The 13,306-nt window shown below is 71.0% G+C and carries 10 protein-coding genes; 6 read left to right on the top strand and 4 right to left on the bottom strand.

Annotation, left to right across the window (positions count from 1 at the left end):
• The first annotated feature begins 117 nt into the window (after nucleotides 1-117).
• From U5911_RS12485 to U5911_RS12495, 3 genes are all read left to right on the top strand, one after another.
• Entirely contained in the window at nucleotides 118-2,718 is a 2,601-nt protein-coding gene (locus tag U5911_RS12485; protein ID WP_336037280.1) for a PAS domain S-box protein, read from the top strand.
• 94 nt (nucleotides 2,719-2,812) lie between these two features.
• Nucleotides 2,813-3,118, top strand: a complete 306-nt coding sequence (locus tag U5911_RS12490) for a putative quinol monooxygenase (protein WP_336037282.1) — start codon at nucleotides 2,813-2,815, stop codon at nucleotides 3,116-3,118.
• Between the two features lie 55 nt (nucleotides 3,119-3,173).
• Entirely contained in the window at nucleotides 3,174-3,719 is a 546-nt protein-coding gene (locus tag U5911_RS12495) for a hypothetical protein (RefSeq protein WP_336037284.1), read from the top strand.
• 74 nt (nucleotides 3,720-3,793) lie between these two features.
• Here U5911_RS12495 and U5911_RS12500 read toward each other — a convergent pair whose 3' ends face one another.
• The 3 genes from U5911_RS12500 to U5911_RS12510 all read right to left on the bottom strand — a co-directional run bounded on the left by U5911_RS12500 (nucleotide 3,794) and on the right by U5911_RS12510 (nucleotide 6,383).
• Complete coding sequence (locus U5911_RS12500) at nucleotides 3,794-4,309, bottom strand: YbhB/YbcL family Raf kinase inhibitor-like protein (protein ID WP_336037285.1); 516 nt, start codon at nucleotides 4,307-4,309, stop codon at nucleotides 3,794-3,796.
• A 209-nt stretch (nucleotides 4,310-4,518) separates the two neighbouring features.
• Nucleotides 4,519-4,932 (bottom strand): DUF3006 domain-containing protein, encoded by a 414-nt coding sequence (locus U5911_RS12505; RefSeq protein ID WP_336037287.1) that lies wholly within the window; start codon nucleotides 4,930-4,932, stop codon nucleotides 4,519-4,521.
• Entirely contained in the window at nucleotides 4,929-6,383 is a 1,455-nt protein-coding gene (locus tag U5911_RS12510) for a lamin tail domain-containing protein (RefSeq protein WP_336037288.1), read from the bottom strand. The genes U5911_RS12505 and U5911_RS12510 overlap by 4 nt, the downstream gene beginning before the upstream one ends.
• 219 nt (nucleotides 6,384-6,602) lie before the next feature.
• On the opposite strand from U5911_RS12510, the gene U5911_RS12515 reads away from it, so the two are divergent.
• A complete protein-coding gene (locus U5911_RS12515; protein WP_336037290.1) occupies nucleotides 6,603-9,224 on the top strand; it encodes a heavy metal translocating P-type ATPase in 2,622 nt (873 codons plus the stop codon).
• Nucleotides 9,225-9,305: 81 nt separating this feature from the next.
• On the opposite strand, the gene U5911_RS12520 is transcribed toward U5911_RS12515, so the two are convergent.
• Entirely contained in the window at nucleotides 9,306-10,013 is a 708-nt protein-coding gene (locus U5911_RS12520; protein ID WP_418771537.1) for a DUF4396 domain-containing protein, read from the bottom strand.
• A gap of 391 nt (nucleotides 10,014-10,404) precedes the next feature.
• On the opposite strand from U5911_RS12520, the gene U5911_RS12525 reads away from it, so the two are divergent.
• Complete coding sequence (locus U5911_RS12525) at nucleotides 10,405-12,585, top strand: heavy metal translocating P-type ATPase (RefSeq protein WP_336037294.1); 2,181 nt, start codon at nucleotides 10,405-10,407, stop codon at nucleotides 12,583-12,585.
• Nucleotides 12,586-12,821: 236 nt separating this feature from the next.
• A complete protein-coding gene (locus U5911_RS12530; RefSeq protein ID WP_336037296.1) occupies nucleotides 12,822-13,271 on the top strand; it encodes a universal stress protein in 450 nt (149 codons plus the stop codon).
• The last annotated feature ends 35 nt before the right edge of the window (nucleotides 13,272-13,306 follow it).

Consider the following 13,306-nt stretch of genomic DNA (forward strand, 5'->3'; position numbering starts at 1 on the left):
GATGTGACGCGCCACGAGTCCCGAGTGCTGGCGTTTTCGACGCCGGGTGGTTCTCTCAGGTCGTGGCGAACGACTCGAACGCTTATACACCAGCAACGCTTCCGTCGGCGTACGACCGTGACGAGTACCGCGTTGGATTCGATCCGCGTCCTCTACGTGGACGACGACGAGGCGTTCGCGGCGGCCCTCGAACGCGAGGACGACCGCTTCACCGTCGACGTCGCAGCGACCGCGGCGGCCGCACTCGACGCCATCGCGGCCAGTCGCGTCGACTGCGTCGTCTCCGCTGCCGACCTGCCGGACCGGAACGGCGTCGCGTTCCACGACGCCGTCCGCGAGACAGACCCCGACCTCCCGTTCGTCCTGTTCACCGACGACGGGCCCGAGGCGGCGAGCGAGGCGCTCTCCGCGGCCGCGACCGACTACCTCAGACGGGAACCGGTACGAGACCAGGCGGCGGCGCTCGCCGACCGCGTCCGGGTCGCCGTCGCGCGCGAACGCGAACGCGACGACCGGCGGCTGCTGGACGCGCTCGAGGCGGCCCGGGAGGGCGTCGCCGTCCTCGACGACGACTTCCGGTTCGTCGCCGTGAACCGAGCGTACGCCGACCGCTTCGGCTACGAGCCGGACGACCTCGTCGGCGAGACCTGGGCGCACCTCTACCGCGACGCCGACCTCGCCGAACTCCGGAGCGCCGTCCTGCCCGTCGTCGAATCCGAGGGGTGCTGGCGCGGCGAGGTCGTCGGCGTCCGGGCCGACGGCGGCACGTTCACCGCCGACCACGTCCTCGCGCTGACCGGCGAGGGCGAACTCGTCTGCGCGGTCCGCGACGGGGCCACGGACCCCGAGCAGGCGCGGGAACTCGACCGGGCGCAGGCCCGCCTCGAGGCGCTGTTCGACAACTCGCCGGACATGATCAACACCCACGACGCCGACGGCGTCATCCGGGACGTGAACCGCCGGTTCTGTGCGGAACTCGGCTACGAGACCGACGAGATCGTCGGCCGGGGCGTCTGGACGGTCGACGACTCCGTCGACCCGGACGACCTCCGCGCGGCGCTGGCCGAGACCGAGACCGGCGACCGGTTCCGCGTCGAGACGTCGTACCGGCGACGCGACGGGTCGACGATCCCGGTCGAGGTGCACGTCGTGCGCCTCGACGTCGCCGCCGACGACCGCTTCGTGGCCATCTCGCGGGACATCAGCGACCGGAAGGCCCGGGAGGACGAGCTCGCGCGCCTGAAGGAGCGCTACCAGGCGTTCGTCGAGCACTCCTCGGACCTCATCTCCGTCCTCGACGCGGACGGCGCGTTCCGGTACGTGAGCCCGGCCGTCGAGCGGCTCTTCGGCCACCGTCCGGCGGACCTGGACGGCGAGCCGGCCGTCGAGTACGTCCACCCGGACGACCGCGAGCGGGTCGCCGACGCGTTGACCGAACTCGTCGAGCAGTCCGGGACGGTGACCGAGCGGGTCGAGTACCGGTTCCTGGACGCCGACGGGTCGTGGGTCTGGGTGGAGTCGGTCGGGAGCAGCGAGGCGGAGCGCACGACCGACGGCTACGTGGTGACGACCCGGGACATCTCCCGGCAGAAAGAACACGAGCGCCGCCTCGAGGCGCTCCACGAGACGACCCACGACCTGCTCGCCGCCGAGTCCCGCGAGGCGATCGCGTCCATCGGCGTCGAGGCCGCCCGCGACGTCATCGGCCTCGACGCGAACGTCTGCAATCTCTACGACGCGGACCGCGACGCGCTCGTGCCGGCCAGCAGCACGGCGGCCGTCCACGACCTCGTCGGCGACCCGCCCGCCTTCAGCGGCGAGGAGAGCATCGCCTGGCGCGTCTACGAGGAGGGCGAGGCGCGCGCAATCGACGACGTCCACGCCGACGCGGACGTCTACAATCCGGGGACGCCGATCCGGAGCGAACTCTACCTCCCCATCGACGACCACGGCATCCTGATCGCGGGGTCGCCGGACGTCGGGGCCTTCGACCACGAGGACCTCGTGCTCGGCAAACTGCTGGCGAAGAGCCTCGCGGTCGCGCTGGACCAGCTCGAACAGACCGAGCGGCTGCGGGCCCGGGAGGCCGAGCTGTCCCGGCAGAACGACCGCCTGGAGCAGTTCGCCAGCTTCGTCTCCCACGACCTCCGCAACCCCCTGAACGTCGCCGAGGGCCACCTCGACCTCGCCGGCGAGGACTGCGACAGCGACCACCTCGACACCGTCGCGGACGCCCACGACCGCATGCGGACCCTCATCGACGACCTGCTCGCGCTGGCGCGCGGGACGGACGCCGTCGCGGACCCGGAGCCGGTCGCCGTGGACGCGCTGAGCCGGGAGAGCTGGGGTGCCGTCGAGACGAAGCGAGCGACACTCGACGTCGAGGCGACCCGGACGGTCCGCGCCGACCGGAGCCGGTTCCGGCAACTGCTGGTGAACCTCTTCCGGAACGCCGTCGAGCACGGCGGCCCGGACGTGACGGTCACCGTCGGTGACCTCCCGGACGGCGTGTTCGTCCAGGACGACGGCGACGGCGTCCCCCCGGAGGACCGCGACGACGTCTTCGAGACCGGTTACTCGGCGGCCTCGGGCGGCACCGGCCTCGGGCTGGCGATCGTCCGGCAGGTCGCCGACGCGCACGGCTGGGACGTCCGCGTCGCGGACGGCGAGCGCGGCGGCGCGCGGTTCGAGCTCACGGGCGTCGAGTTCGTCGACTGAACGGGACTCCGCTGGGGTTGCCCGGCGCGAGGGTTTGCCAATTCACCAGAGTATATAACAGTCCGACAGGAACCCCGTTCCTGTACACCGACGTATGATTGTGTTGCACGCGGCATTCCCGATCGAGTCGGAGAAGCTGGACGACGCGCTATCGCTGGCTGACGACCTCGTCGAGGCGTCCAACCGGGAACCCGGGACGATCGAGTACCGGGCGACCACCGACGTCCAGGACGAACACGTCGTCCGGTTCTTCGAGCAGTACGAGGACGCCGAGGCCTTCGAAGCCCACACCCAGACCGACCACTTCCAGGCCTTCGAGGACCGGCTCCCGGACCTGCTGGCCGGCGAACCCGACGTCCGCCGGTTCGAGGTGAGCGACGCGACCGACCTGGACCTCTGACCCACCGATGGCGACAGTCGATCGACCCACCACGCACCAGGAGGAACTGGGAGTCATGATCGACGCGGCGAGCAAGCGGTTCGCGGCGCTCGCAGCCGTCGTCTTCCTCGGCGTCCCGCTGGCCACGTACCTCGCCGGCGACCCGCGCGGCCTGTTCTACGTCCACGTCGCGCTCGGCGCGTTCTGGTTCGGCCTCGACTTCTTCTTCAAGTTCGTGCTCGGCCCCTCGCTCGACGCCGCCCCGGACGACGCGGCGGCGGCGGTCAACGCCCACCTAGTCCCGAAGATGGTGCTGGTCGCCGAGCCGCTGAGCGTCGGCGTCATCGGCTCCGGCATCGGCCTGGCGCAGCTGATGGGCTACTGGGCGTCCCCCTCCGTCTGGCTGTGGGCGGCACTCGGTATCGGCGTCCTCCTGTTGCTCGTCGGGTTCGGCCCGATCCACGTCCTGACCACGAAGCTGGCCGTCGAACTCTCGATGCCCGACCCCGACGGCGAGCGCATCGAGGCCCTCTTCGGGAAGACCACGCAGTGGGGGCTCGTCCAGACCGTCCTCATGCTTGCGGTCATCCTCACGATGACCGGCATCCGCTGGGGGCTCTGACGGTCCGCGAAAAAACCGGTTCCGGCGCCTGGAACCGAGGGGAGTGACCGACTACCCGCGCGGGTAGCCGGCCCTCAGAACGCCGTCCCCTGGTCGGCGTGGTACTCGCCGACGATCTGCGTGGCCGCCAGGACCTCGGCGTTCATCGCGATCGCCGACCCGAGGCGGGTCTTCCGGGTCTCGGCTGGCACGTCGAGTTCGCTGTCCAGCGCGAGGAGCTTGAACCGGTAGCCGTGGCTGCCCTCCGGCGGCGAGGGGCCGCCGTACCCGTACTCGAGGAAGTCGGTGTGGCCCTCCGTGGCGTCGTCACCGCTCCAGTCCCGGGGGATGGTGCCGACGTCGGGGTCGACGTCCCACGCCAGCCAGTGGTCCCACGTGTGGCCTGCGACCGGCTGGGCGTCCGGGTCGTCGACGACCAGGACGAGGGACTCCGCGTCGTCCGGCACGCCGGAGACCTCGAGTTCGGGGTTGTCGTTCTCGTTGGCGTACCCGGTCCAGTCCGGCAGTCGCCCGCCGTCCTCGAAGTCCGGGCTCCGCAGCGTCAGTTCGCCGTCCTGCGCGACGTCGCCGTTCAACACTGTCTCTGGCATCGTGTACTCGTACACCTCGCTGGTCTCGTCGGTGACGGGAGTCGACCGTCACCGCACTCGTCGGCGGAGAGCCGTCGGCCCGTGGGGGCGTCCACGCGGCACGGTAGCCCTCCACACCGCGTGTCTCAGTCAGGTAACTATCTTAGAACTTGCCATATCGAGCGGGGCAGGGGGCGAACCGTCAGCCGAAACGAATCGCGTCCCCGCCGTCACGGTGCGTCCGTTCCGTCGCCGCCCGACGCAGTGCCGTCCGTCCCGTCGTCGTCCGTCCCGTCGTCGTCCGTCTCGTCGTCGTCCGATTCCTCTTCCTCCGACCCACTACCCCCTGATTCCTCGTCGGTCGAGCCAGCCTCCGCCGACGGCGGCCGCCGCGACAGCCGGTCGAACCGGCTCTGGGCCGCGTCCGCCCGGTCGGTGGTCGCCGAGGGCTCGTACGCGAGGTCGACCACCTCGCCGTCCTCGACCTCGACAGTCAGGACCGCGTCGACGTGGCGGCCGGCGTCCGGCAGGCGCTCCCGCTCGAGAACGCGCTCGGCGACCGTCTCGCCGTCGGCCTCCAGCAACAGCACGGCGAGGTCCTCCTCGAACCGGTCGACGACCGCGGTGTAGGTGCCGTCGTTCATCCGTAGGTCCTCTCGATCACGGTGGTGCCGGCGTCCGTCTCGACGACGACCGTGTCGCCGTCGTTGTTCCAGACCGCGCGGTCCTCGCCCCAGTACAGGTCCGTCGCGGAGTCCTCCCCGCTGCCGGTGTGCAGGGTGACTCGCGCACCGGCGTCCAGCGCGAACCCGCTCGGGAACGTGTACGCGTGGCCGGCCGCGTCCCGGACGGTCCACCCGCCGAGGTCGAGCGGCTGGCCGCCGGTGTTCTCGAAGACGACGTACTCGTCGTTCAGGTGGTCGTTGTCGTTGCCCTCGGCGTCGGCGTGGATCGCTGCGACCGCGAGCGCGTCGCTCGCCTCCGTCGTCTCGGCGGCCGCCTGCGTGGTCGTGCCGCCGTCCGGCGTCAGCGTGGTGGGAGTCGACTCGCCCACGGGGACGACCGTCCGGGCCTCGACCGGCGTCGCGCTCTCGGGGTCGGCCGGGTCGGCGTCCCGGAGCTCCAGGGGGTCCGTCGGCGCGCGGTACTGCGTCGCGACGGTGACCGCCGAGCCGTCGCTGGTCAGCACGACGGTCCCGTGGGTGCCCGTCCAGTACGTGCGGACCGAGCGGTCGGCCAGCCGCCGGAGCGCCTCCTCGTGGGGGTGGCCGTACTGGGAGTCGTACGCGCTCGAGACGACGACGAGCCGCGGCGAGACGGCGTCGAGGAACTCGCCCGTGGAACTGGAGCGGCTGCCGTGGTGGCCGGCGCCCAGCACCGTCGCGTTCAGCGCGTCGCCGTACCGCTCGACGAGGTACTCCTCGCTCTCGCGCTCGCCGTCGCCGGGCAGCAGGAACCGCGACTGCCCGAACTCGAGTGCGAGGACGAGGCTGTTCTCGTTGCGGTCCCGGTCAGCGAGGTAGCCTGCCGGCGGCGCGAGCACGCGCGCCGCGGCCCCCTCGAGTGGAATCCGGTCGCCGGCGCGCGTCTCGTACAGCGTGACGTCGTGGGCCTCGACGGCGTCCAGGTACGCTGCGTACGTCTGCGAGCTTGACGCGATCCCCGGGTCGTAGACCGCGCCGACGCCCTCCGCTTCGGTCTCGAAGTGCTCGATGACGGCCGCGTGCCCGCCGACGTGGTCGGCGTCCGCGTGCGTCGTCACGAGGTAGTCGATGCGATCGACGTCGCGGGCCTCGAGGTACGCGAGGACGCCCTCGCCGTCGGCGCGCCAGTCCCCGGTGTCGATCAGCATCGTCTCCCCGGTCGGCCCCACGACGAGCGTGCTGGAGCCCTGGCCGACGTTGATGAAGTGCACGGACAGCGTGCCGTTCGGCGTCCCCAGGTCCGTCGTCGACGCGCCGGTCGTCGTCGCCTCCTGCGAGGCGGTGGGGGCGGCCGTCGACGTCTCTGGTGCGTCGCTGGCGACGCCCCCGCAGCCGGCGAGGACGACGACGAGGACGACGGCGAGCGTGCGTGTCGGGGGGCCGCCAGCCATAGACGGGCCAAGGCAGGCCAGATAGATGGTCTTACCGGCGGACGGCGTCGCTCGGCTCGCAGCCAGCGCGCCGCGTCGAGGGAGCCGTAGGTGTGCGTTCGCCGCGGGTAACCGACCCGTACTGCGCGCCCACTTTCGAATCCAAACTCCACGCCGGGATATTCCTCGCTTTCCAAGTAGAAAGTGCACTAAGGGACGCCCCCGTAGTACGACCCAAGGATGAGTACGCGAACCGCACACCTCGACATCACGGGGATGTCCTGTGCCAACTGCTCGGCGACAGTTGGGGACGCCCTGGAGACCCTCGACGGCGTCTCGGAGGCGACCGTCAACTTCGCCACCGACGAGGGGTCCGTCGAGTACGACCCCGACGTGGTGTCGCTCCGCGAGATCTACGACGCCATCGAGACGGCCGGCTACGGCGTCGTCTCGGAGACGACCACCATCGCCATCTCCGACATGACGTGCGCGAACTGTGCGGAGGCCAACGAGACCGCACTGGAGGCCACTCCGGGCGTCGTCGACGCGGACGTGAACTACGCCACCGACGAGGCACAGGTCACGTACAACCCCGCCGACACCTCGCTGGACGCGCTCTACGACGCCATCGAGGAGGCGGGGTACACGCCCGTCCGCGAGGACGGCGCCACCGACGACGGCGCGGAGGGCGACGCCCGCGAGGCCGCCCGGGACGACGAGATCCGCCGACAGCTCCGGCTGACGCTGTTCGGCGCGGTGCTGTCGGCGCCCCTGCTCGTGTTCATGGCCGACCACCTGCTGGAACTCGGACTCGTCGGCGACGAACTGCTCGGCGTCCCGTCCGGCTGGGTCATGTTCGCGCTGGCGACGCCCGTCCAGGTGGTCCTCGGCAGGCCGTTCTACGAGAACTCCTACAAGGCCGTCGTGAAGAACGGCCGCGCCAACATGGACGTCCTCATCGCGCTGGGCTCGTCCACCGCGTACGTCTACTCCGTGGCGGTCCTCCTGGACGCCATCGCCGGCGGCCTGTACTTCGACACGGCGGCGTTCATCCTCGTGTTCATCACGCTCGGCAACTACCTCGAGGCGCGCTCGAAGGGCCAGGCCGGCGAGGCGCTCCGGAAGCTCCTCGAGATGGAGGCCGACACCGCGACCGTCGTCGACGAGGACGGCGACGAGTCGGAGGTCCCCCTCGAGGACGTCGAGGTCGGCGACCGGATGAAGGTGCGGCCGGGCGAACAGATCCCCACGGACGGCGTCGTCGTCGACGGCCAGTCGGCGGTCGACGAGTCGATGGTCACCGGCGAGTCCGTCCCCGTCGAGAAGAGCGAGGGCGACGAGGTCGTCGGTTCGACCATCAACGAGAACGGCGTGCTCGTCGTCGAGGCGACGAAGGTCGGCGCGGACACCGCGCTCCAGCAGATCGTCCAGACCGTCAAGGAGGCGCAGTCCCGCCAGCCGGACATCCAGAACCTCGCGGACCGCATCTCCGCGTACTTCGTGCCCGCGGTCATCGCGAACGCCGTCCTCTGGGGCGCCGCCTGGTACCTCTTCCCCGGAGCCCTCGCCGGGTTCGTCGACGCGCTCCCCCTCTGGGGACTCGTCGCGGGCGGTCCCGTCGCCGCCGGCGGCGTCTCAGTCTTCGAGTTCTCGGTCATCGTCTTCGCGTCCGCGGTGCTGATCGCGTGTCCCTGCGCGCTCGGCCTCGCGACGCCCGCCGCGACGATGGTCGGGACGACCATCGGCGCGAAGAACGGCGTGCTGTTCAAGGGCGGCGACGTCCTCGAGCGCGCGAAGGACGTCGACACCGTCGTCTTCGACAAGACGGGGACGCTGACGGAAGGCGAGATGGAGCTGACCGACGTCGTCGTCTTCGACGGCGACGGACAGCCGGTCGCCGACGGCGGGGCGTCCGCAGCCGACGGCGGTCAGCTGTCGACTGCGGAGCGCCTCGACGAGGACGACGTCCTCCGACTGGCGGCCACCGCCGAGCGCGGGAGCGAGCACCCGCTCGCTCGCGCCATCGTCGAGGGGGCCGAGGCCCGCGGCGTCGACGTCGGCGACGCCGAGAGCTTCGAGAACGTCCCCGGTCAGGGGGTCCGGGCCACCGTCGACGGCGAGGAGGTGCTGGTCGGCAACCGGAAACTGCTCCGCGACAGCGGCATCGACCCCTCGCCCGCCCAGGAGACGATGGAGCGCCTCGAAGCCGAGGGGAAGACGGCGATGCTCGTCGCGCGCGTGCCGGCCGGCGCGGACGCCGGCGAGCTCGTCGGCGTGGTCGCCGACGCCGACACCGTCAAGGAGAGCGCGAGAGACGCCGTGACCCAGCTGCGTGAGCGCGGCGTCGACGTGATGTTGCTCACCGGCGACAACGAGCGGACGGCTCGCGCCGTCGCCGAGCGGGTCGGCATCGACCCGGCGAACGTCCGCGCCGAGGTCCTCCCCGAGGACAAGTCCGACGCCGTGGAGTCCATCCAGGCCGAGGGGCGGCAGGCGATGATGGTCGGCGACGGCGTCAACGACGCGCCCGCGCTGGCGGTGGCGTACGTCGGGACGGCAATCGGCTCCGGCACCGACGTCGCCATCGAGGCCGCGGACGTCACGCTGATGCGAGACGACCCCCTCGACGTCGTGAAGGCCATCCGCGTCTCGGACGCGACGCTCGCGAAGATCAAGCAGAACCTCGTGTGGGCGCTGGGCTACAACACGGCGATGATCCCGCTGGCCTCCCTGGGCCTGCTCCAGCCCGTGCTCGCCGCCGGGGCGATGGCGTTCTCGTCGGTGTCCGTGCTGTCGAACAGCCTGCTGTTCCGGCGGTACACGCCAGACCACGACTACCGGCTCCTCGGTCGGCTGCGGTGAGGAGACGGCCGATTCCCGGCGGCGCGGTCGGCGACTTGCGACCCCGCTGACGGGGGCGCCGACCGGTCGAGCGGCCGGACGCTACTCCATCTCGGCGGGGTTCTTCATGCCCTCCTTCACGCCGAAGCCCACCAGGACGGCGTTGACCGGGAACGCGAAGACGAACCCGACGGACAGCGAGAACACCAGCGCGCCCCAGAACAGCAGCTCGGAGATGTGGGCCTCGCTGGCGATCAGCAGGTCCGTCCCGATCGCGGTGACCTCCATGACGGTGATGCTCGGCGTCTCGCTGTAGAGGGCGTCCAGCATCGCCTCGCCGAAGCCGACGCCCTCCTGCATCAGCGGACCGACGGTGAGCGCGTACCCGAACAGGTACGCGAGCGCGAACGTGCCGCCGGCGACGACGAGCGTGCTCTCGAGGGCGAGCAGCCCCGCCAGCAGCGCGAACCCGAGGACCTCGCCGGCGCCACAGCCCGAGTAGCAGTGGGCGGTCGAGCGGAACCCGCGCCGCCACAGCGAGTCGGTGCTGATCTGGGTCCGGCCCGAGTACCAGTAGACGGCGAGGCCGAACGGGCCGGAGTAGAGCACGACCAGCGTCCAGACGCCTTTCATCAGCGACGGCAACGCCCGGTTCCGCTGCCGGAGGTCCCACCAGAGGGTGCCGACGGACGCGGCGACGACCACCGCCCAGACGCCCATCACGAGGGGGTCCGACAGGATCGGTTTCATCGCGTGGCGTACCGGTGCGAGCGCGCGTTCGACCTGTGTGAGCAGTCCCTGGCGTGACATGGTCAGTGGAACAGGTGGACCAGTCCGGGGCCGCGGGCCGGCCTCGGCCGCTCCACGACTCGTCGCACGTCCCGATTCGGGAGGGGACCTTTCTGCAGTTGTGGCTAGGAATCCAAAGCCCGGTCCGTCACGGGTCTCTCCAAGAGGGACGCTACGCGACGACGCCGACGGCCTCGACGGGGCGCGTCGGCCGGGCACCGTGGGGTTCGAGTCAGAGGACGGACTGCCGTCCGGCAGACTCGTGTCCCGCAGTGGGTGGTTCTCGGCAGGGGTCGAGTTCCGCAGTGGGTGGTTCTCGGCAGGGGTCGTCGTCCGCCAGATGCCGGTCGGAAGAGTATTGGGTTCGCGCGCGGAATTCCCTCGTCAATGACACTCCCAGGGTATCGAACTCGTGGCCGCGTCTGAACCGTCGGCTCGCTCGACGTGCACTGTCAGCGTCGGGCGACGCGGTGGCCGCGGCGAGGCGGGCGCGCGAGCGCTCGAACGGCACCTCGAAGGCCTCTCCGGCGTCCACGACGCCGACGTCTCCTTCCGGACGGGGACCGCGCGGGTCACCTACGACGGCGACGTCACCGGCGAAGACGCGATTCGGGACGCGGTCCGCGAGCGGAACGTCGCGGTCCGGGACGACGCCGACGAGGCGACGGCCGACGCGAGCACTCGCTCGGATCTCCAGCGAGAGGCGGCGTTCGTCGCGCTGACGCTGGTCGGGATGGTGACCGGTCTCGCGACGGGGTGGCTCGACGGCCCTCGGCTGCTCGCGTGGGCCGGGTACGCCGTCGCGTACGTCTTCGGCGGCTGGTACGGGCTCGTGGGCGCCGTCGAGACGCTCAGGCACTACCGGGTCGACATCGACCTCCTGATGATCGTCGCGGCGCTCGGCGCGCTCTCCATCGGCGCGCCGTTCGAGGGCGCGATGCTGCTGTTCCTGTTCTCGCTGTCGAACACGCTCCAGCACTACGCCATCGGCCGCTCGCGCCGTGCAATCAGGTCGCTCGTCGAGATGCGGCCGGACGAGGCGCGGGTCCTCCGGGACGGTGAGGCAGTCACTGTGCCCATCGACGAGGTCGCCGTGGGCGACGTGTTCGTCGTCCGTCCCGGCGACCGGATTCCGCTCGACGGCGTCGTCGCGTCCGGCGAGGGGACCGTCGACCAGGCGTCGCTCACCGGCGAGTCCGTCCCGGTGCCGAAAGAACCCGGCGACGAGGTGTTCGGCGGGACGATCAACGAGAGCGGCAGCCTCGAGATCGAGGTCACGCGGCAGGCCCACGAGTCAGCGATCAGCCGCCTCATCCACATGGTCGAGCGCGCCCAGAGCGAGAAGGCCCCCACGCAGCGACTCATCGACCGCCTCGAGCAGCCCTACGTCCTCGGCGTGTTCGCGCTCACGGTCGTCGCCATCGCCGTTCCGCTCGCGCTCGGGAGCGAGTTCACCCCCACGTTCTACCGCGCGATGACCCTGATGGTCGCCGCGTCGCCGTGCGCGGTCATCATCTCCACGCCGGCGGCGGTGCTGTCGGCCATCGCCTCGGGCGGCCGGCAGGGCGTCCTGTTCAAGGGCGGCGAGCACGTGGAGGCGGCCGCGAACGTCGACGCGGTCGCGTTCGACAAGACCGGGACGCTCACGCGTGGCGAGACGCAGTTGACGGACGTGTTCGTCCGCGAGGACCTCGCCGACGACTCGCTGTCCGCCGACGGGATGCTCTCGCTGGCGGCCGCCGTGCAGGCCCGCTCGGAGCACCACCTCGCTCGCGCGACGGTGGCGGAAGCCGAGGCGCGGTCGCTGGCCGTCCCCGACGCGCGGCGGTTCCAGTCGGTGGCCGGGAAGGGCGTCCGCGCCGACGTCGAGGACGCGACCGTCCACATCGGGAACCGCAGTTACGTCCAGTCCGTCCTCGAGGACGCGTCGATCGAGGGCCTCGAACCCGGCCTCGACCGGCTCGAGACCCTGGAGGCGGAGGGGAAGACGAGCGTCCTCGTCGTCCGCGAGCGCGACGGCGAGGCCGCCGTGCTGGGGTGGCTCGCGTTCACCGACACGGTCCGCCCGGGCGCCGCCGAGATGATCGCGGAGCTCCGGTCGCTGGGCGTCGAGCACGTCGTCATGCTGACCGGCGACAACGAGCGCGTCGCACAGCAGATCGCCGACGAGGTCGGCATCGACGAGGTGCAGGCGGAACTGCTCCCGGAGGAGAAAGTCGAGACCATCGAGGCGCTGGTCGACCGCTACGAGAACGTGGCGATGGTCGGCGACGGCGTCAACGACGCGCCGGCGCTGGCGACGGCGACGCTCGGCATCGCGATGGGGGGCGCCGGCACGGACGTCGCCCTCGAGACGGCCGACGTCGTGCTGATGGGCGACGACCTCGGGAAGATTCCGTACGTGCTGGGTCTCGGCCGCCGGACGCGCCGGACGCTGAAAGTCAATCTCGCGATCGCGTTCGGCGCCATCGCGTTGATGGTCGGCGCCATCCTGCTCCGGGGCATCCCCCTGCCGCTGGCCGTCGTCGGCCACGAGGGGTCGACGGTGCTCGTCTCGCTGAACGGCCTCCGGCTCCTCGGCTTCCGCGAGTAGGCAGCCGGCCTTCCGCGAGTAGGCAGCCGGCCATCCGCGAGTAGGCCGCCGGCGATAGTCCGCGTCCACGTGATGACGACGAGAGCGCTCGAGCCCGCTCGTACGTACTGCCAGGGCGTTCGCTCGTACGTACTGCCAGGGAGTTCGCTCGCACGCACCGGCACGCGGTAGCGTTGGACTCGACCGGTGGCACCGGGAAGTCGGTTTTATTGTGGCGTCCTGCGAAATCCGAACGCATGTACGACCGGATTCTGCTGTCGACGGACGGCACAGTCGCGTCTGCGGACGCCGAGACGCACGCGCTCGAACTGGCCGCAACGCACGACGCCGTCCTCGACGTGCTCTACGTCGTCGACGAGGCCGTCGTGACTGCGTACAGCGGCGACGAGTACGTCGACGAGGCCGAGGGCCCCGAACACGGTCTCGAAGAACAGGGCGAGGAGACGCTCGCGGACCTCCGGCGCCGCGCGACGGACCGCGGCGTGGACGTCGAGACGGCGATGCGGCACGGCAGTCCGGCCGAAACGATCGTGCGGTACGCGGAGGAGCGCGACGCCGACCTGCTCGTGCTCGGGACGAAGCGCCGGCCGGACGAGTACCGCGCGCTGCTCGGGAGCGTCACCGACCGCGTGCTGCGGTTGACGCCCCGGACGGCGGCCGTCGTGAAGACCGAAGTGGACGAGTAGAACGCGACGCTAGTAGAACGCGACGCTGTCAGTCC

Origin of the sequence: Halobacterium yunchengense (assembly GCF_037031165.1) — an archaeon.
In the GTDB taxonomy this organism is placed as follows: domain Archaea; phylum Halobacteriota; class Halobacteria; order Halobacteriales; family Halobacteriaceae; genus Halobacterium; species Halobacterium yunchengense.

Excerpts from the sequence above, each read along its gene's own strand:
- U5911_RS12495 (WP_336037284.1), top strand. The coding sequence starts at position 3,174 with ATGATCGACGCGGCGAGCAAGCGGTTCGCGGCGCTCGCAGCCGTCGTC.
- U5911_RS12530 (WP_336037296.1), top strand. The coding sequence starts at position 12,822 with ATGTACGACCGGATTCTGCTGTCGACGGACGGCACAGTCGCGTCTGCG.
- U5911_RS12490 (WP_336037282.1), top strand. The coding sequence starts at position 2,813 with ATGATTGTGTTGCACGCGGCATTCCCGATCGAGTCGGAGAAGCTGGAC.
- U5911_RS12510 (WP_336037288.1), bottom strand. The coding sequence starts at position 6,383 with ATGGCTGGCGGCCCCCCGACACGCACGCTCGCCGTCGTCCTCGTCGTC.
- U5911_RS12505 (WP_336037287.1), bottom strand. The coding sequence starts at position 4,932 with ATGAACGACGGCACCTACACCGCGGTCGTCGACCGGTTCGAGGAGGAC.
- U5911_RS12500 (WP_336037285.1), bottom strand. The coding sequence starts at position 4,309 with ATGCCAGAGACAGTGTTGAACGGCGACGTCGCGCAGGACGGCGAACTG.
- U5911_RS12515 (WP_336037290.1), top strand. The coding sequence starts at position 6,603 with ATGAGTACGCGAACCGCACACCTCGACATCACGGGGATGTCCTGTGCC.
- U5911_RS12520 (WP_418771537.1), bottom strand. The coding sequence starts at position 10,013 with ATGTCACGCCAGGGACTGCTCACACAGGTCGAACGCGCGCTCGCACCG.